Genomic DNA, 19736 nt, shown 5'->3' on the forward strand with positions numbered 1-19736 from the left:
ATTTATGTATCAATTATATGTTAATCCACCTTGTTCTTCTTGGTCACTACGCCCATGGATTTTATTAAAAACATTACATATTCCATTTGAGCAAAAAACAGTACGTTATTTAGATGATTTGAGTGAACAACGCCAACAATTTTTGGCGTTTTCACCAACATCTAAAATTCCAGTTCTGCATTATCAAGGACAGATTATTTGGGATAGTCTAGCTATTATCGAGTTTATTGCTGAGGATTATCCACAAGTATGGGCAGAAGATCGTACTGCACGTGCATGGTCACGTTCAGCTTGTGCAGAAATGCATTCTGGCTTTGAGCACTTACGTTCAATTTGCCATTATGATCCGATGAACCGAATCACATTAGCTGAAATTCCTCTCGCGCTACAGACAGAACTTAAACGAATTAATCAGTTATGGGAAGAAGGTCTAGATCGTTTTGGTGGAGACTATTTAGCGGGTAAACAATTTACGGCAGTAGATGCATTCTTTGTCCCAGTGGCAGGACGTATTGAAACCTATGGTTTACACCATTACTTTAGCGAAAGTGCATTAAATTATCAGAAACGCTTATTAGCTTTACCTAGCTTACAACAATGGCTGAATAGTTAGCTTCTAGAATTAATCATGAAAATAAATCACTATGCAAAACACACCAACAATTTTACAAAAAATAGTACAAGATAAAAGACAATGGGTAGCGGATAAACAAGCGCTGCTGCCATTATCTCAATTGCAACAAAACTTGACAAAAACTGACCGCTCTTTTTATCACGCAATACAACAAGGTAGCAAACAATCGCCTGCTTATATCTTAGAATGTAAAAAGGCTTCTCCTTCTAAAGGGTTAATTCGCGCTGATTTTAATTTGGCAGCAATCGCCGATGTGTATAAGCAATATGCTTCTGTGATTTCAGTATTGACAGATGAAAAATACTTTCAGGGTAATTTTACGCATTTGCAACAAGTACGTGCACGTGTAAGGCAGCCTGTGCTGTGTAAAGATTTCATCATATCGACCTATCAAGTTTATCTTGCCCGTTATCATCAAGCTGATGCGATTTTATTAATGTTATCTGTTATTGATGATGACACTTATCGTACTCTTGCAGATTTAGCCCATCAGTTAGGCATGGGTATATTAACGGAAACCAGCAATGAAGCCGAATTTGAACGTGCATTGACACTGAATGCTAAAGTCATCGGTGTAAATAATCGTAATTTGCATGATTTAAGTATTGATCTAAATCGGGTTGTCACACTGAGCTTAAAATATGCTGATAAAATTCCAACCGACTGCAAAATTATCAGTGAATCGGGCATCTATAACCATCAACAAATCTGTCAATTAAGTCATGTTGCGGATGGTTTTTTAATTGGTAGTAGCTTAATGAGCGAAACCGATTTAAACAATGCCGTACGTGCTATTCTTTTTGGTGAGAATAAAGTATGTGGATTAACACGTTCACAAGATGTCATCGAAGCTTATCAACAAGGGGCATTATATGGTGGATTGATTTTTGCTGAACAATCGAAACGCAGTGTCAGTCTACGCCAAGCGCAAGAACTGGTCACACAAGTACCATTACGTTTTGTTGGTGTTTTTCAGAATCAAGCTGTTGATTTTATCTGTAAAATGGCGAGCCAACTCACTTTATACGCCGTTCAGTTACACGGTAACGAAACGACTGAATTTATCACGACACTGCGCCAGCAACTCTCACCATCTTGTCAAATCTGGCAAGCCATCTCAGTGGATGTGACAACCCAAAGTGCGGTACAAATTGAAGAAAATTTGCATGTTGATCGTTATGTGTTTGATAGCAAAACTGCTCAACAACAAGGAGGAACTGGGATGTCATTTGATTGGACACGGCTACCCACACATTTGAAAGCTAAAATTATGCTAGCAGGCGGGATTAATCCGAATAATATCAAACAGGCTCTAGCACAAGGTTGTTTAGGTATTGATTTAAACTCCGGAATAGAACACACAGCAGGAATGAAATCAGCAGAAAAAATGAGCGCAGTTTTTTCACAAATTCGTCAATTTTGTTATGATTGAATATCTTATTATACTTGAAACAAAATTAATCTTATTTAACAAGTTACGCGAGGTGAAAAATGAAAAAAATTGCATTAGTCACAGGAGCCACAGCAGGTTTTGGTCGTGCTATTTGCCGTACACTTTTACAACACGGTTATCAAGTCATTGGTACAGGTAGGCGTGCTGCACGTTTACAAACATTACAACAAGAATTTGGTGATGATTTTTTACCACTTGCCTTTGACTTAAGTGATCGCAATGCCACTGAAACGGCAATACAAAGCTTACCTTTTCCATGGCAATCTATTGATCTATTGGTTAATAATGCGGGACTTGCCTTAGGTTTAGAAAGTGCAGATAAAGCGAATTTAGATGACTGGGCACAAATGATTAATACCAATACAATGGGATTAGTCACGATGACACGTTTAGTATTACCACAAATGGTGGCTCGTAATACTGGTCATATTATTAATTTAGGCTCAATTGCAGGGACTTATCCTTACCCAGGTGGTAATGTGTATGGTGCAACAAAAGCATTTGTTAAGCAATTTAGTTTAAATTTACGCGCTGATTTAGCAGGTACTGCGATTCGTGTGACGAATATTGAACCTGGTCTTTGTGGTGGCACAGAATTTTCTAATGTGCGCTTTAAAGGAGATGATGAACGTGCAGCAAAATTGTATGAAAACGTACAATTCGTTACAGCAGAAGATATTGCTAACATTGTATTATGGGCTAATCAACAGCCTGAACATGTCAATATTAATCGTATTGAAGTCATGCCAACCGCACAAAGTAGTGCCGCATTAAATGTTGCTAGAACAAGTAAATAACTATACTAAAACACACGACAATATTAACTAGGGCAAGCTAATTACAACTAAGCTGCCCTTTTTCATTTACGCAATTGCCCCTCTCTAAGCCTCGCTATTTTCTTACTTCTTTTAAAATGAACAGTGTAAAAAAACACATATTAACTTTACCTAAAATAAACACATAAAAAGTAATCAAGCAATTCATTAATGACATCAAATATAAGTGCATAGCACTACTAATGAGATGATAACCGTAAAATTCAACATACATAGATCATCACACTATGGCTTATTATTATCCCTTTTATATTCCTATAAGTAAGATAAAAAATGCTCATGTAAGGTTTTTCATAAAAACACTTGCTTTTTAAGCAATATACTAGTTTAATAGTTCATATTAAATTAATAAACTAAGCAAATATCACATATAAAAAATGAATAAATATTCTCTGATTTTAAAGGAATGATGATGTCTGAAACGTTACTTAACCCCTATTTTGGTGAATTTGGTGGAATGTATGTTCCCGAAATTTTAGTTCCAGTACTTAAATCGCTAGAACAAGCTTTTGTTGAAGCACAACAAGATCCCGTTTTTCAACAAGAATTTCATGATTTACTAAAAAATTATGCAGGGCGTCCTACTGCACTCACTTTATGTCGCAATTTGACAAAAGGCAGTAAAACTAAATTGTATTTAAAACGCGAAGATTTATTACATGGTGGAGCACATAAAACTAATCAAGTATTAGGGCAAATCTTGCTAGCTAAGCGGATGGGTAAAACACGCATTATTGCTGAAACGGGTGCTGGGCAACATGGTGTGGCAACGGCTCTGGCTTGTGCGATGCTAAATATCCCCTGTCAAATCTACATGGGTGCGAAAGATGTAGAACGTCAATCACCAAATGTTTTTCGCATGCGCTTAATGGGCGCGACAGTAACTGCAGTAACTAAAGGCTCTGCTTCATTGAAAGATGCTTGTTGTGAAGCAATGCGCGATTGGGCTGAAAATTATAGTAACACTCACTATTTACTTGGTACTGCGGCAGGACCACATCCATTTCCAACTATTGTACGTGAATTCCAAAAAATAATTGGTGAAGAAACGAAACAACAAATTTTAGCACGAGAAGGGCGTCTGCCTGATGCCGTCATTGCTGCCGTTGGTGGCGGTTCTAATGCAATTGGAATGTTTGCTGATTTTATTACTGAAAAAAATGTCCGTTTAATTGGGATTGAGCCTGCTGGTAAAGGTATTCATACAGGTAAGCATGGAGCACCATTACGCCATGGCACGACGGGAATTTATTTTGGAATGAAGGCACCTCTCATGCAAACAACAGATGGGCAAATTGAAGAATCCTATTCTATTTCAGCAGGATTAGATTTTCCTTCTGTTGGTCCCCAACATGCCCATTTACATGCAATAGGTCGTGCTGAGTATGAATCAATTACCGATGATGAAGCGTTATTTGCTTTTCAAGCTTTAGCTCGCTATGAAGGTATTATCCCTGCCTTAGAAAGCGCACATGCACTTGCTTACGCATTAAAACTTATCCAACAATATCCTAACAAACCACAATTGCTAGTTGTTAATCTATCAGGGCGTGGTGATAAAGATATTTTTACTGTAGACAAAATTTTAGCTGAAAAAGGAGCTTTCGTATGAGTCGTTTTAATAAGCTATTTCATCAACTAAAAACGCAAAACCAAGGCGCTTTCGTTCCTTTTGTCACCTTATGTGATCCTAACTTAGAACGTTCTTTTGAAATTATTTGCACATTAGTAGAAAACGGCGCAGATGCATTAGAATTAGGACTTCCTTTTTCTGATCCATTATTAGATGGTCCTGTTATTCAAGCAGCTAACAACCGTGCATTAACAGCGGGTTATAGTACAGAAGCAAGTTTTCAGCTTTTAGCACAAATACGCTCGAAATACCCTGAGATTCCGATGAGCTTATTGTTATGTGCTAACTTAGTTTATGCACAAACAATTGATGGTTTTTATCAACGTTGTGCCAATGTAGGTATTGATGCAGTACTTATCGCCGATCTTCCCTTGTTAGCTTGTGAAGAATTTATGCCATTTGCGAAAAAACATGGTATCCAACAAGTTTTTATTTGCCCACCAAATGCAGATCAAGAAACAATCCAACGAGTTGCTCAATCTTCACAAGGCTATACCTATCTCGTTTCTCGTGCTGGTATCACTAGCGCAGAAAATCAACAGGCTTCAACAAATTTGACTCATCTTGTCACTAGCCTTAAAAGCCATAATGCCCCACCTATCTTACAAGGTTTTGGTATTGCCCAGCCACAGCAAATTAAAGAGGCACTAGCAATGGGTGTTGATGGCGCAATATCGGGTTCTGCTATTGTAAAAATTATTGAGCAATATCTTGACGATCCAACAACCTGTTTAATCGCGCTAGCCAAATTTGTAAAAATAATGAAAAAAGCAACCGCACTTTGAGTTATATAAAAAGAAACCCCGATCAGAATAGATCGGGATTTCTATTAAAATTGTTGTGTAACACTAAATTTGACATTTCGTCCTAGACCAGAAGCAAGTTCACCTAAATATGGGTAATAGGCTTGATTAAATAAATTATCAACAGTTATTTTAAAATTTAACCCCTTAAGTCTTGAAGGACTCCAAGAAGCAAACACACCATGTAAACTGTATCCTTTTGAAGGCGGTAATGACCAGTATACTGCTTTAGGATCACCAGAAATTGGCGATCTATCTTGTCTTCTAACAAATTCAGCTCGCCACCCTGCAGTCAAGTGATAATTAGGTATATTAAAGCCTAACGTTGCAGTCGCTTTTCTTGGAGGGATTTCAGCAATCCATGTTTGTGTTTTACCCCATGGATTTCTTGGTGATGTATCACGTCTTCCTTTTACATAAGAATAAGTCAAGCTACCAAATAAATAGTCTGATTGATAATATGCCTCTAACTCCGCACCTTGAATAGTATAACCAGGTAAATTGCGGTAATTGCCAATAATCTTAGGACAAACACTATTATCAATATCTAACGCATTTTGTGCACAATTTACACCTCTCGTTTTGAAAATCTCATTTTTACCTCGGTTATAAAAATAAGTTGCTCGGAATTGTAATGAATCCTCTTTTAAAAGTGCATCTTCAACACTAAAAACGCCACCTACTCTTGTTTGGTTTATTGTTTCTTTATCTAGGTTTAACGAAGTTGCAGTGACCGCAGCTGTCGCATATTGTGTTTCATATTGTTCATCAACTACAGGCGCTCGCCAAGTATGACTAAAATGAGTAAATAAACTTAAATAAGTTGTCACATCGTAATTTAGTCCTAAATAATACGACCAATCACTATAGTTTTTCTGGCTATAATCATGTCCAGCTGACTTATCATTATAGAGAGGAGCAAGATTTTTTTGACCAATATTATTAATATGATCGTAACGTAACCCTGCGGTAAATAGAATATCGCGCCATTTCATTTGCTCTTGTAAATATAATGCTTGAGTGTACTGTCTACCAGAAGGCATATAAGAAGGCTGAAAATAACCATAATTATATTTAGGATTCTTTGCACCAGCTTTATGATATATCAATGTGTCTCTTTTACTTTTTACCCATTGCAAGCCAATTAATAACTCATGTTCTATATTATTCGTGGTAAAAGTACTCGTATTATTGACATCTATGTTTAAATCTGAATACGTAATCCAACTTTTATTACCTAGCGTTCCTAAAAAAGAAGAAGCCGCTTTCTTATGACGGGTGTCATTTTGTGTTGTCTTACTATAGCTCAATTGAGATGCCAAATTAATCCATGAATTATGTTCAGGAAAATAGCGGTACTGAACAGTATAACTTTCATCTTTTTGATCTCGATAAACAAGCTTTCTTTTCCACGCAATATCTAATCCATGTTTTTTTATTTCCTCCACAGTTGGTTTCGAAGAAATATCTCTTTTAGCTGCCCAAGGTTCCCAACCAGAATGAGAGCCATAAACACCAGAAAAAGTGAATAAATGAGCAGGCGAAATTGCCCAATTTGCTTTTATCAAAACACTTTTTTGATTGTTTTTAGAAAAAAGAATCTTACTTCTGTCTGGTCTGGTATAATTACCTGCGTTTCTTAATGAACCAAATAACAACAAATCAAAATTTCTTTGCTCATTTTGCAAAAATAATCCGCTACTATAGGTCTTCTGATTATTGTTGCTATTATTTCCATATTTAAATAAACCACCTATCTTCTGATCTTCCTTTAAAAAATCAGTCGCATTTTTAGTTTCAAATTTTACTGTACCTGCAAATCCACCATTACCATATCGCGGAGAATAGTTTCCTTTATCGACAGTAACTTTACTTAATAATTCTGGTTCAATAAAAACAGAGCCTTGTTGGTATTTCTCAAAACTTTTCGTAGCACCATCTAATTGAACTCGCACATCTTCGGCATCCCCCATTCCATTAATATTTAATGTTTGCCCTCCTGGACGAAATCCGCCAGCCATGTTAACACCAGGTAAAATATTAATTAAATCAGCTGCATTATCCGATTGTTGTTGATCAATATTTTTCTGCTTCAATACTGATCGACCAGCTGTTTTATTTACTTCATCAGATGCCACAATGATGGGTAATAATTGCTCTGTGGAAGAGTCTACATTTGCCAAAGCCACTTTGATGTAATTAATTGATAGAATCAATAAGATCAGATTTCCTTTTCTTAATTTCTTTCCCATTTTTTATCCCTTAATTGATAATGATAATTAATTTTATTTTAATAAGAGAGTGAATTTTAAAGAGATTGGAACAAAAGGCAAGATTTTTATTAACAATTTGTTTATCTTGAACATTTACCTCTTTTCAATTTGTAAGCTATACTAACGCCCTATTTTTGCTGTACAGGAAACATTTTAATGAAAAAAATTGAACAACTTTTTGCCAACAACTATAGCTGGGCTCTACGCATGAAAGAGGAAAATTCCTCTTATTTTAAAGAATTAGCAGATCATCAGACGCCTAGTTATCTTTGGATTGGCTGCTCGGATAGTCGTGTTCCTGCAGAAAAATTAACGAATTTAGGGCCTGGTGAATTATTTGTTCATCGTAATGTTGCAAATCAAGTTATTCACACAGATTTGAATTGTTTATCTGTGGTGCAATATGCAGTGGATGTATTAAATATTGAACATATTATTATTTGTGGACACACGAATTGTGGTGGCATCAAAGCAGCAATGGCAGACCAAGATTTGGGTTTAATTAATAATTGGTTACTGCATATCCGTGATATTTGGTATAAACACAGTCACCTACTTGGTAACCTTTCGCCAGAAAAACGTGCCGATATGCTGACACGTATTAATGTTGCAGAACAAGTCTATAACTTAGGTCGTTCTTCTATTATTAAATCTGCATGGAAAAATGGTAAAAAACTGTCTTTACATGGCTGGGTTTATGACGTAAATGATGGATTTTTAATTGATCAAGGTGTTATGGCAACGAGCCGAGAAACTTTAGAAATCTCCTATCGCAATGCAATTGCACGTTTATTAAAACTGAATGAAGATGAGATCTTACGAAAAGAGCATGAAGAAGCATGATAAAAAATTGCACCTGAAAACAGGTGCAATTTTTCATAAAATCACATTAAAAGAATTAATGAGTTAAAGATAAAATACCATACTTATATTCCGTAATCATATTTCTATCTGTGATCACTTCTAATGGTCTCTTAATTGATGAAAAATCAATATTTTCATAAGGAATTATTTGATCATTCAAAATAATTTTCGTCCCTAACTCAATTTGCCCAAGCGTAGAAAACACCTTTTTACCATCTTGCCAAGCAAGCCGCATCAGTGCATTAGAAACTTGTTGTTCCGTTAAATTAGTAATTGGTTTTAACGCACCTAATGCCATATTGGAGTACTTATAGGTATAAGGGTAAACTTGCTGAGTAGTAAATAATGTATCTGACGAGCCAGTCGTATTGAAATAAACAAAACCATCTTCATTTAAATGCCTTTTTGTTAATTCTAGAAAATCTTGGCTTAACAAATTTGTTGTATAGCTTCGCCAATGAAATGTTGTATTCATTAAGATAAAGTCAAATTTCGCGTCTTTGTTCTTCGTTAACCATCTGCGTCCATCGTCTGTCACAATATTTATTCTTTTATCTTTCAGAATTTTTGACATTTCAATGTAAGAATTAGCTAACTCAATGTATGCTGGATTTAACTCAACAACAGTGATTGATTCTAAATGAGACATTGCGGCTAGCACACTGACCCAAGAACCAGTACTTAATCCAATAACAAGTACATTTTTTGCTTGTGGTGCAATAGCAGATAATAGATAAGCACGATGAATTCCATTACTATTATGGTCAATATCAATATTTAGCATGCCATCATAGACATTACTACCAAAAACCAAGTGCTCGTTTTCTGTATTAGCATAAACTTGTATAAATCCATGCTTATTCTCAATAATATTTTCAATTAACAAATCTTCTTTTTGTGATAAGGCATAGATCATTTTTTCTGGTAAAAAAGTAAGTAAAATTGCGACAAAAGCAATAATCAAAGAAAATATTTTGAGCACACTTTGTTTAACACAAAAGTATGCAATTACAAAGGTGATTAAAATCACAATAAAATAAGTTTGCTGAGTACTAAAGACATCTAATAAATAAAAACCAATGAAAATCGGAGCTAAAGTACAGCCTAATACATTGGCAAAATAAACATTAGAAACTGCTGCACCTGTTTTTTTACCTTCAGAACCTAAGTGATGAACGATAGGAAAAATAATTCCACGTAGTAATGCCATTACGATAACAGCAACAATAAAAGCGATCGCCGTTGGAGTATAAATAATAGCGGCAATAGCAATAAAATCAAAACCTGCTGCTAGCATAAGTATTCTACCAATGTAATCAATACTTGCCTTACCTGACTGGCACACTTTTTTACCAATAAGAGAACCAAAGGCAATACCTAATAAAAATAAAGCAAGAATAATTGAAAAAGCTTGTGGAATAGAAGCTGAGTAAAAAGAAAATAATCTTATCCAAATAACTTCTAAACTTAAGCTCAAAAAGCCACCTACAAAAGATAAAACTATCGCTTTTCGAATAATATTATGATAAGAGTTACTTAATACTTCTTGTTTATCATTCTTATTAATCTCTAAACTCACATCATTGCCAGCATTACGATAAAGAAGAAAAACAGTGAACGCAATAAAGCAATTAGTTATGCCTGCAATATAAATAACTTGTTCTAACTCAAAATAACTAAATAAGAAAAAACCCGTCATAATACAGGCGCTGGAAGCACCTAACGTGTTTACAAAATATAACCAGCCAATATTATTTCCTATATTATCGATATAACGATTTAAATGCTGAGTTAATAAAGGCAGTGTGCTACCCATTAAAAACGTTGGAAACAATAACAATAAGAAATTGGCAAATGCAATAGTAGAAATATTTGAATATAAAAATAGACTCTTAATTAATTCAATTAATGTCGGACTAGTAAAACCAAATATACCAATGCCTAATTCAACTAAAGCAAAAATGAGCACTATTTTCTGTGGATATTTATCTGCAATTCGCCCTCCACAATATGCGCCGATACCGAGACCAGCCATAAACACGGCAATGATGATCGTAATCGACTCTAAATCAACTCCAAATGCAGTAAACAATAAACGCTGCCAAGCAATCTGATAAATCAATGCAGCAAATCCAGAAAGAAAAAAGATTGTTCTGATAATATTCAATTTCCTATTTTCCATTATTGTATCTCCTTAACTTCACTAATAAAATCATCTTCTAGCTCACTAAAGCTAATATTTTTTTCAAAATTAAAGACTTTAATCTCTTTATCATCTTCAGCAGAAAAGAAATCATAATTCTTATTCAATTCTTGTGTTGTAATATTTAACCATTGGCTAAAACCATACATAAAATTGAACGCACTTCGCTTTGTGTTGACCATTTTTCTCACTAAATCATCACTTGAAATTTTAACAAATGGCACTTCATAATTAGATTTAAACTTAGAATCATAATCTAAATTAAAATTTTCTTTACTTTCTTTTTCAATATGATTTAGGCCGTGATCCGAGAAGTAAATCAATGAATAGCTTTCATTTCTACTTTTTAATAACTCAATAGTATCACTAATTAATTTGTCTGTTTTTAAAATACTATTTACATAACACGACATTTTTTTATTAACAAATTCCAGTTTTTTCTCTTCTTCAGTAATACGTTGACAAAAATCTTGGTGTGAACCCATTAAATGTAAAACAAATAATCTTACTTTAGATGGAGAGTTATTTGCTTCTAACCGTTCACTCAATTTTTCAAGCAATTTAAAATCATCTTCATCTGCCGTATTGAATCCACCTTTCTTAGTAAAATAGAAGAAATCTGCACTTGCGCCAATTCGACTTGCAATCGTGTCATATTTACCAATACTGCCTTGATTAGATAGCCAGTTTGTTTCAATACCCGCTGCTTTTGCTAACGTAATAATGTTATAGCTATAATCTATTTTCTTATCTTTCTTAAAATAAAGTGACTTTAATAATGAATGATAGGTGGCTGGTGCTGCGGAAATATAACCACTATTAATATAACCTTTTGTTTGATCCAAAAATGGTGTTGTTGGCAATTGGAAACCATAGGTTGACAAATAGTCCCGACGAGCACTTTCTCCAATAATTAAAACATAATTCTGATATTCTGGAGATGCCATCAATACTTGCCAAGGCGGCATAACATAAGCCGCTGATTCTAATTCAGCCTTTTCAGTATAGTAATCTCGAATACTTTCATAAATGTTGACATAAAAAGAAATAATATTAATTGGGCTATTAGATAATGTCCATTTCACATCATCCTCTTCTTCAGAGGCTTTTTCTAAATAAAATTTGGTAGGTACAAATAGAAGTGAAAAACAAAACACACCAAATAATAGAATATACATTACTCTTTTTTTACTATCAAATGGAGAGCGGAGGTTATACTTTTTTAACCTTATTAAAATGACTGCAGATAACATATAAAAGACAGGAAACAACATCTGTGAAAAACTTATTTTCTGCATAAACTCGAGAGATTCCCCGGCATTAGTTTCCAAAAAAGCAGCAACAATGCCAGAATTCAAGGAACCATAATATTGAGATACTGGATAATACAATGATAGCGTAATAGTGATGAATAACACGACAAAAGAAAATAATCTCTCATTGTACGCATAAAGTAAGTAATAAAAGATGAAGACACCTAATACCGCATAATGTAAGCTTGGTTCTGGTGAAATAAGGATTGAAGCAATAGAAAATAATAATAACCAAATATAAAATAATCGTTTTTTTAAATAAAAAATAAACTTTTGAAACATGTTAATACAGCTAAAAAACCTAAAAGGACACATATTATACAACGAACAACCTTCATTGATAATATGAAAACAAAAAATTTTGTAAAAACGCATGCTACTCTACCAGCGATACCTTTGTTAGAATAGCGTTACCTCATATAGATAATTCAGGAAAAATAGATGATCAATTCTCAATATCTAATCGAAGTTACAGAGCAAAACTTAACCGAAACATTACAGCTTTCACAACAATCACCATTGGTTATGACGTTTTATGCTCCTAATCACCAAACTTCGTTAGAATTTACCGCACTTTTACAACGCTATGCAGAACAATATCAAGGTCAATTTGTATTAGCAAAAGTCAATTGTGAGAAAGAACAAATGATTGCTGCACAATTTCGTATTCAAGCCTTGCCAACAACTTATTTATTCAAAGCAGGTCAAGCATTAGATGCCTTCCAAGGAAATCTAGATGAACAAACCTTACAACAAAGACTGGCAGCGATCTTACCTAAGGAAGAAGAACTCAAATTTATGCAAGCTTTAGAGTTACTGGAGGCTGAAAATTATCAAGATGCGCTTCCTTTATTAAAAGAGGCATGGGAAATTTCGAATAAACGAAACAGTGATATTGCTTTATTGTATGCTGAAACATATATCGCAATAAAAAAAGTTGAACCAGCTCAAGAAATTTTGAACCAAATCCCATTACAAGATCGTGATAACCGCTGGCAAGGACTGCAAGCTCAAATTAATTTATTAATTCAAGCAGCAGATACACCTGAAATTCAACAATTACAGGCTGATTTTGCACAATCCCCCTCTGCTACACTTGCCTTAAAATTAGCAGTACAACTCCATCAAGCCAATCGTAATGAAGATGCGTTATCTTTACTATTTGGATTACTAAAACATGATCTCAATACAGAGAATGGTGAAGTGAAGCAACAATTTTTATCGATCTTATCTGCTCTTGGACAAAACGATCCTATTACAACGAAATACCGCCGTTTATTGTATTCCCTATTATATTAACAGGGAAATTATTAGTAATAGATTGAACATGGGAAACGTCTATAATAAAGTACAAAGTATTTTGAATATGTAAGGAGAGAAATACATGGATTCAATTAAACATAGTAAACTACTTATTTTAGGTTCAGGTCCAGCAGGCTATACTGCTGCTATTTATGCCGCTCGTGCAAATTTAAATCCAGTTTTAGTTACTGGTTTACAGCAAGGTGGTCAATTAACGACAACTACGGAAATTGAAAATTGGCCCGGTGATTTTGGTGATACAACAGGCCCAGAACTCATGCAACGTATGTTGCAACATGCGGAGAAATTTGAAACTGAAGTTGTTTTTGACCATATCAATAAAGTTGATCTGTCTTCTCGTCCATTTAAATTATACGGCGATGTACAGACTTTCAGTTGTGATGCGTTAATTATTGCAACAGGTGCTTCAGCTCGCTATCTTGGATTGCCATCCGAAGAAGCTTATAAAGGGCGTGGTGTTTCTGCTTGTGCAACTTGCGATGGTTTTTTCTACCGTAATAAACCCGTTGCTGTTATTGGTGGTGGTAATACTGCCGTGGAAGAAGCGCTATATTTGGCGAATATCGCCTCTGAAGTACACTTAATTCATCGCCGTGATAGTTTTCGTAGTGAAAAAATCCTTATCGATCGTTTAATGAAAAAAGTCGAAGAAGGCAAAATTATCCTCCATACTAACCGCACTTTAGATGAAGTATTAGGCGATAACATGGGAGTAACAGGTATCCGTCTAAAAGATACTCAATCTGACAAAACAGAAGATTTAATGTTGGAGGGTTTATTTATCGCTATTGGTCATGCGCCAAATACAGAAATTTTCGCTGGACAACTTGAACTCAATAATGGCTACATTGTAGTAAAATCTGGATTAGATGGTAATGCCACAGCTACTTCTGTTGAAGGTGTCTTCGCTGCTGGTGATGTCATGGATCATAATTATCGTCAAGCCATTACGTCTGCGGGAACAGGTTGTATGGCAGCACTTGATGCAGAACGATATTTAGATGCATTAGAGGCCTAAAAATGTTCATTTTGCGATACTACTCGCAAAATGAATATTACATTCCACGCTAGTACATAATATTTTTTATCGTGATGCTTTTGAACAAATTATGATAAACTACAGGTATCGCTGGTGTGGAATGTTTTTAAGTATCCAATAAAATAGAGAAAGTTTAGACTCAAGGGCAAAGAATCTAGATGATAGAGTGAAGATGCAATTTGTGCCTTACCAGTTGTAATATATGGCGAAAATAATATTAAATTTAAAGTTGGGAATTGTATTTTACTTTTAGTACTTGCCTATTGCATCTTTATTGTAACCCAGTTAATTCGGCAGCATAACTCTATATTATCAAAGGAGAAATAATATAGAATTGATGATTCTCTTATTATTCTTAAATGCATTAGCATTATTAATGCTTTTTGCAATTAGACGTATAATAACTAAAAATGAAGAATCTAATAAGTAAGGAGCCTCTTTGTTAAGAATCATTGAAATAGGATGTTCTACGTATATAAAAATAAAAATTTAAAACGAAATATAGGGACGCTAAAAGCGTCCTTCTCAGTTTACAATATGACTAATCAAGAACTTAACTTGTTATATTATGCAAAAAACACGTCAAAAATATTTACAAAAATGGCTTTGGTCACAACAAAAACCAATTAAAAAATTGCTAAATTTGAACATTCTGCTTGCTTCTATTTCATCCGTGATCTTAGTCATCAATACTTATTTTTTAGCGAGTTTATTACACCATTTGATTATGTTAGGTACTGAGCGTAGTACTCTGTCATTTTATTTCGTTGGTCTCATCATTGGCTTTATGCTTCGAGCTGTCATACTGTGGGTACGTGAGCAAATTGGCTTTAAGTGCGGTCGAATTTTACGTAATTCTATTCGCCAGCAAATCTTAGATAAAATTCATCAAGTTGGACCAGCCACAATCAATCAAAAGCCTGCTGGGAGTTGGGCAACAATTATGTTAGAACAAGTGGAAAACTTACATAATTATTACGCTCGCTATTTGCCACAACAGGCACTATCGGCAATTGTTCCTGTCGTGATTTTAATTGCAATATTCCCGCTTAATTGGGCAGCAGGTCTTGTTTTAATGATTACTGCACCACTTATTCCTATTTTTATGATTTTAGTAGGTATTGCCGCTGCAGACAGCAGTCAGAAAAATATGGCGACCCTAGCAAAATTAAGCGGTCAATTTTTAGATCGTCTACGCGGTCTAGAAACATTACGTTTATTTAATCGCACTGAACAGCAAACGAGACACATTGAAGAAAATACCGATGCATTTCGTGAAACAACAATGGATGTGCTAAAAATGGCATTCCTTTCCTCTGCAGTATTAGAGTTTTTCACTTCAATTTCTATTGCACTAATGGCTGTCTATTTTGGTTTTAGTTATTTAGGCGAGTTAAATTTTGGTACATATAATGCACCTTTAACCTTATTTGTCGGCTTTTTCTGTCTTATTTTGGCTCCTGAATTTTACCAACCACTGCGTGATCTCGGTACTTATTATCATGATCGTGCTGCCGGTATTGGCGCTGCTGATGTTATTGTGGAATTTTTAGAGGCAGAACACACAACGGCACAATCAGTTCACCAACAACCCTCAGAACTACAAAGTGCTGTTGATATTACCGCACAAAACTTAGTTGTACTTTCACCACAAGGTAAACCTTTAACTAAACCGTTAAACTTCTCTTTACCAGCTCAAAGCCATACGGCACTAGTCGGTCAAAGTGGTGCAGGAAAAAGCTCTTTAATCAATGCCATTCTGGGATTTTTAGCCTATGAAGGGAGCTTAAAGATCAATGGGATTGAGCTAAAACAAATGAATTTATCACAGTGGCGTAAACAAATTGCGTGGGTAGGGCAAAATCCATTGTTATTACAAGGCACCATCAAAGAAAATTTATTGTTAGGCGACATTGAAGCAAGTGAACATCAAATTGAACAAGCTTTAACACTCGCTCAAGCAAAAGAATTTACTGATACATTAGGTTTAAATAGTGAAATTAGAGATGGTGGCTTAGGTATTTCAGTCGGGCAAGCACAACGTCTCGCTATTGCGCGGGCCCTACTTCGTCAAGGTCATTTATTATTATTAGATGAACCTACTGCAAGTTTAGACGCACAATCCGAAAACTTAGTTTTACAAGCATTACAAAAAATGAGTCAACAGCAAACTACCTTGATGATTACTCACCGCGTTGAAGATCTCAAACAATGCGATGTTATCCTTGTTATGCAACAAGGAGAAATTATCCAGCAAGGTCATTTCGAACAATTAAAACATACAGGCTTCTTTGCTGAATTACTTACTCAACGAAAACAGGATGTAAACTAATGCGCGCGTTATTCCCTTTTTTACGTTTATTCAAACATGCTAAATTTACTCTGATTTTAGGGGTGATTTTAATGATTACAGGTTTAGCTGCGAGTATTGGCTTGCTAACGCTTTCAGGTTGGTTTTTAGCTGCAACAGCAATTGCAGGTATCGGTACATTATTTAACTTTTTCTACCCATCTTCAGGCGTGCGTGGTTTAGCGATTGGTCGAACAGTTGCCCGTTATTTCGAAAAAATTGTCACTCATGATGCCACTTTTCGTGTGCTAGCTAAATTACGTGTTCAAGTATTCAGTCGAATTATTCCATTAAGCCCCGCTGTTTTAAATCGCTACCGTAATAGTGATTTATTAAATCGTTTAGTCGCTGATGTTGATACGCTCGATAGTTTATACTTACGTTTAATTGCGCCTTTCATTAGTGCAATTATTGTTATAGCCATTATTACACTTGGTTTAAGTTTTATTCATATCTCACTCGCCTTATTTATGGGTACGACTTTGTTAGCATTTTTATTAATTATCCCAACCATTTTCTATCGCTTAGGCAGCAAATTTGGTAATAAATTGGTACAATCACGTGCTATTTATCGCACTCAATTTGTAGAGTTTATTCAAGCGCAGGCAGAATTATTACTCTTTAATGCAGAAAAAAAATTAAAAGAGAAGCTCAATCAAACAGAGCAAGATTGGCAACAGTACCAACAAAAAGAAGCTAACTTAGCAGGACTTTCCAGTGCAATTTTACTATTTGTTAATGGATTCATTCTTGCTGCAACACTCTGGATTGCTGCTGAAGCAGACTTAGGCACAGGCATGTATAAAGCTGCATTGATTGCTTTGTTTGCTTTTTCAGCCCTTGCTGCATTTGAAATATTAATGCCAATTGGTGCAGCCTTTTTACATATTGGTCAAGTGATTGCCTCTGCTAAACGCGTTAGTGAAATTATCGAACAATCTCCTTTAGTCAAGTTCGAAGGGATTGCTCAATTTAATGACTTTAATATAAAGACACAACCACTTATTCAAGCCAATGCGTTATTTTTCACCTATCCAGAGCGTGAAAACCCAGCATTAAATAACGTCAGCCTTACTATTGAACAGGGTAAAAAAGTAGCCATCCTCGGAAAAACAGGGAGTGGAAAATCTACATTATTACAATTATTAGTTCGTAACTATGATACTAATAAAGGATTATTATTACTCTCTGGTAGACCAATTGATCAGTATTCAGAACAAGCACTACGCCAACAAATATGTTTTTTAACTCAACGAGTTCATGTATTTAGCGATAGCTTACGCAACAATTTACAGATTGCAAATGCAATCAAAATTACTGATCAGAAAATGATTAATGTGTTACAACAAGTGGGTTTAAACAAATTACTTGAGCAAGAAGATGGATTAGATTTATGGCTTGGCGATGGCGGGCGCCCATTATCAGGTGGTGAGCAACGTCGTTTAGGGCTTGCTCGTGTATTGCTTAATGACGCGCCAATTTTATTGCTTGATGAACCAACAGAAGGGCTAGATCGAGAAACAGAACGAAAAATACTGCATTTAATCTTCACTCATGTGAAAAATAAGACGCTATTAATGGTTACTCATCGCCTTACTTTTATTGAACAATTCGATCAACTCTACATTATTGATGAAGCAAAATTGATTGAACAAGGTACTTATAATGAATTAATCCAACAAGAAAATAGTTATTTCCAAAAATTAGCAACTAGAATTTAGCACATATAATGAAGGGGACAATGAGGTGGAAATCTTCCCAGCTTGATCTCGGCACACAGTGATGCTGACTTTGGCTGCTTTCTTCCGAACCTGACCAGGTAAACCAGATACCATTGCGAGGAACCGAGAAGATTTCCATTGGATAACCACCAAATAATGCTTATCTGATGATTAGGTGGCGTATTATGCAATAAGATGCCTGATATTGCAAACGTTGATTTTTATTTCTATTTGATTGATTATTTTTTAAGTAAAATAACTTTCATTCTTGTTAAAAACAATTTTTGATTCCATAGTAATGCGCAAAGCAATAAATTTTTAAGCTAATTTATACTAACAATTTGTCTGAATTAATCTTAATTGATTTTACTATACCAAAACTATCAATCAAACTCACTCTTAATAAGGATGAGCCATGTCAAAGGTACTTAATAACTTAATTGAATTACTTAAACTAGAACGATTAGATGATTTTTTATTTCGAGGTAGCAGCGAAGATTTAGGATTACGCCAAGTTTTCGGTGGTCAAGTTGTCGCACAAGCATTATCAGCTGCTATTCAAGTTGCCCGCCAAGATCGTATTTTACATTCTTGTCACGCTTATTTTTTAGCACCTGGCGATAGCCAACATCCGATTATTTACGATGTAGAAACTTTACGCGAAGGACGCAATTTTACCGCATTACGTGTCAAAGCAATTCAACATAATGAACCAATCTGCCATATTACCGCTTCATTTCAAAATGAAGAAAAAGGTTTTGATCACCAAAGCCAAATGCCTGAAGTTGCACAGCCTGATGAGTTTATTGCAGAAAGTACTGTCATCCAAAAACTTGCACCTTATATTCCAGAACCGATTCGTGAAAAATTTACGGCAGAACGTCCTTTTGATATTCGTGCAAAATATATCAATAATCCATTTAGTGGCACAAAATTGCCACCAGAACAATTTGCTTGGGTAAAAGCGAATGGAAATGCACCATTAGATCAAAAAATACAACAATGTTTGCTCGCCTACTTCTCCGACTTTCATTGTTTATTAACTGCCCTCCATCCACATGAAAAAGGCTTTTTACAACCGGGTATGAAAGTCGCAACAATTGATCATTCAATTTGGTTTCATCGCACTTTTAATTTAAATGATTGGTTACTGTATGCAATTGAAAGTAACAACGCCTTTGCCGCCCGAGGCTTAGCGCGAGGACAAATTTTTGATCGCCAAGGCCGCCTAATTGCAACAACACAACAAGAAGGCTTAATTCGTTATACATTAGAAAAGAAAAAATAAGGA

14 protein-coding genes and 1 other RNA gene are annotated in these 19736 nt (G+C 35.1%); 11 read left to right on the forward strand and 4 right to left on the reverse strand.

Annotated features, from left to right (window positions below; translation table 11 throughout):
* Positions 1–4 precede the first annotated feature (4 nt).
* The 5 genes from ACFSAV_RS04955 (at position 5) to trpA (ending at position 5341) form a co-directional block, all read left to right on the forward strand.
* Positions 5–613, forward strand: coding sequence for a glutathione S-transferase (locus ACFSAV_RS04955; RefSeq protein ID WP_379096921.1), 609 nt, complete (start codon positions 5–7; stop codon positions 611–613).
* A gap of 31 nt (positions 614–644) precedes the next feature.
* Positions 645–2066, forward strand: coding sequence for a bifunctional indole-3-glycerol-phosphate synthase TrpC/phosphoribosylanthranilate isomerase TrpF (trpCF, locus tag ACFSAV_RS04960; RefSeq protein WP_379096924.1), 1422 nt, complete (start codon positions 645–647; stop codon positions 2064–2066).
* A gap of 59 nt (positions 2067–2125) precedes the next feature.
* Positions 2126–2884, forward strand: coding sequence for an SDR family oxidoreductase (locus tag ACFSAV_RS04965; protein ID WP_379096926.1), 759 nt, complete (start codon positions 2126–2128; stop codon positions 2882–2884).
* A 451-nt stretch (positions 2885–3335) separates the two neighbouring features.
* Positions 3336–4535 (forward strand): tryptophan synthase subunit beta, encoded by a 1200-nt coding sequence (gene trpB / locus ACFSAV_RS04970; protein ID WP_379096929.1) that lies wholly within the window; start codon positions 3336–3338, stop codon positions 4533–4535.
* The gene (trpA, locus tag ACFSAV_RS04975) at positions 4532–5341 is read left to right on the forward strand and encodes a tryptophan synthase subunit alpha (protein WP_379096932.1); all 810 of its coding nucleotides are present in this window, start codon (positions 4532–4534) and stop codon (positions 5339–5341) included. Before trpB ends, trpA begins: the two co-directional genes overlap by 4 nt.
* Positions 5342–5385: 44 nt before the next feature.
* Here trpA and ACFSAV_RS04980 read toward each other — a convergent pair whose 3' ends face one another.
* Complete coding sequence (locus ACFSAV_RS04980; RefSeq protein WP_379096935.1) at positions 5386–7611, reverse strand: TonB-dependent hemoglobin/transferrin/lactoferrin family receptor; 2226 nt, start codon at positions 7609–7611, stop codon at positions 5386–5388.
* Between the two features lie 177 nt (positions 7612–7788).
* On the opposite strand from ACFSAV_RS04980, the gene can reads away from it, so the two are divergent.
* Positions 7789–8475, forward strand: coding sequence for a carbonate dehydratase (gene can, locus ACFSAV_RS04985; RefSeq protein ID WP_101775011.1), 687 nt, complete (start codon positions 7789–7791; stop codon positions 8473–8475).
* A gap of 55 nt (positions 8476–8530) precedes the next feature.
* Here the strand turns inward: can and ACFSAV_RS04990 are convergent, their stop codons facing one another.
* Together ACFSAV_RS04990 and ACFSAV_RS04995 are read right to left on the reverse strand one after the other, a co-directional pair.
* A complete protein-coding gene (locus tag ACFSAV_RS04990; protein WP_379096938.1) occupies positions 8531–10678 on the reverse strand; it encodes a fused MFS/spermidine synthase in 2148 nt (715 codons plus the stop codon).
* The gene (locus ACFSAV_RS04995) at positions 10678–12294 is read right to left on the reverse strand and encodes a phosphoethanolamine transferase (RefSeq protein WP_379096941.1); all 1617 of its coding nucleotides are present in this window, start codon (positions 12292–12294) and stop codon (positions 10678–10680) included. The genes ACFSAV_RS04990 and ACFSAV_RS04995 overlap by 1 nt, the downstream gene beginning before the upstream one ends.
* 159 nt (positions 12295–12453) lie before the next feature.
* Here ACFSAV_RS04995 and ACFSAV_RS05000 point away from each other — a divergent pair, with 159 nt between their 5' ends.
* From ACFSAV_RS05000 to cydC, 4 genes are all read left to right on the forward strand, one after another.
* Complete coding sequence (locus tag ACFSAV_RS05000; protein WP_101775008.1) at positions 12454–13311, forward strand: co-chaperone YbbN; 858 nt, start codon at positions 12454–12456, stop codon at positions 13309–13311.
* Positions 13312–13396: 85 nt separating this feature from the next.
* On the forward strand, positions 13397–14353 hold the full coding sequence (gene trxB / locus ACFSAV_RS05005; protein ID WP_379096944.1) for a thioredoxin-disulfide reductase: 957 nt from the start codon (positions 13397–13399) through the stop codon (positions 14351–14353).
* Positions 14354–14942: 589 nt separating this feature from the next.
* Positions 14943–16706, forward strand: a complete 1764-nt coding sequence (gene cydD / locus ACFSAV_RS05010) for a heme ABC transporter permease/ATP-binding protein CydD (RefSeq protein WP_101775006.1) — start codon at positions 14943–14945, stop codon at positions 16704–16706.
* Positions 16706–18445, forward strand: coding sequence for a heme ABC transporter ATP-binding protein/permease CydC (cydC, locus tag ACFSAV_RS05015; RefSeq protein WP_379096947.1), 1740 nt, complete (start codon positions 16706–16708; stop codon positions 18443–18445). Before cydD ends, cydC begins: the two co-directional genes overlap by 1 nt.
* A 31-nt stretch (positions 18446–18476) precedes the next feature.
* On the opposite strand, the gene ffs is transcribed toward cydC, so the two are convergent.
* Positions 18477–18575, reverse strand: an RNA gene (gene ffs, locus ACFSAV_RS05020) — signal recognition particle sRNA small type.
* A gap of 285 nt (positions 18576–18860) precedes the next feature.
* Here ffs and tesB point away from each other — a divergent pair.
* Positions 18861–19733 carry an acyl-CoA thioesterase II gene (gene tesB / locus ACFSAV_RS05025; protein WP_101775004.1) on the forward strand — a complete coding sequence of 291 codons (873 nt, stop codon included), beginning with the start codon at positions 18861–18863 and terminating at the stop codon, positions 19731–19733.
* The last annotated feature ends 3 nt before the right edge of the window (positions 19734–19736 follow it).

Origin of the sequence: Pasteurella oralis (assembly GCF_042681465.1) — a bacterium.
In the GTDB taxonomy this organism is placed as follows: domain Bacteria; phylum Pseudomonadota; class Gammaproteobacteria; order Enterobacterales; family Pasteurellaceae; genus Pasteurella; species Pasteurella oralis.

What these genes read in the sequence shown, in the direction of transcription:
- ACFSAV_RS04980 (WP_379096935.1), bottom strand. Translation starts at nt 7,611, where the DNA reads ATGGGAAAGAAATTAAGAAAAGGAAATCTGATCTTATTGATTCTATCA.
- ACFSAV_RS04995 (WP_379096941.1), bottom strand. Translation starts at nt 12,294, where the DNA reads ATGTTTCAAAAGTTTATTTTTTATTTAAAAAAACGATTATTTTATATT.
- trxB (WP_379096944.1), top strand. Translation starts at nt 13,397, where the DNA reads ATGGATTCAATTAAACATAGTAAACTACTTATTTTAGGTTCAGGTCCA.
- ACFSAV_RS04990 (WP_379096938.1), bottom strand. Translation starts at nt 10,678, where the DNA reads ATGGAAAATAGGAAATTGAATATTATCAGAACAATCTTTTTTCTTTCT.
- can (WP_101775011.1), top strand. Translation starts at nt 7,789, where the DNA reads ATGAAAAAAATTGAACAACTTTTTGCCAACAACTATAGCTGGGCTCTA.
- trpA (WP_379096932.1), top strand. Translation starts at nt 4,532, where the DNA reads ATGAGTCGTTTTAATAAGCTATTTCATCAACTAAAAACGCAAAACCAA.
- trpB (WP_379096929.1), top strand. Translation starts at nt 3,336, where the DNA reads ATGTCTGAAACGTTACTTAACCCCTATTTTGGTGAATTTGGTGGAATG.
- cydC (WP_379096947.1), top strand. Translation starts at nt 16,706, where the DNA reads ATGCGCGCGTTATTCCCTTTTTTACGTTTATTCAAACATGCTAAATTT.
- ACFSAV_RS05000 (WP_101775008.1), top strand. Translation starts at nt 12,454, where the DNA reads ATGATCAATTCTCAATATCTAATCGAAGTTACAGAGCAAAACTTAACC.
- ACFSAV_RS04955 (WP_379096921.1), top strand. Translation starts at nt 5, where the DNA reads ATGTATCAATTATATGTTAATCCACCTTGTTCTTCTTGGTCACTACGC.
- ACFSAV_RS04965 (WP_379096926.1), top strand. Translation starts at nt 2,126, where the DNA reads ATGAAAAAAATTGCATTAGTCACAGGAGCCACAGCAGGTTTTGGTCGT.
- tesB (WP_101775004.1), top strand. Translation starts at nt 18,861, where the DNA reads ATGTCAAAGGTACTTAATAACTTAATTGAATTACTTAAACTAGAACGA.
- trpCF (WP_379096924.1), top strand. Translation starts at nt 645, where the DNA reads ATGCAAAACACACCAACAATTTTACAAAAAATAGTACAAGATAAAAGA.
- cydD (WP_101775006.1), top strand. Translation starts at nt 14,943, where the DNA reads ATGCAAAAAACACGTCAAAAATATTTACAAAAATGGCTTTGGTCACAA.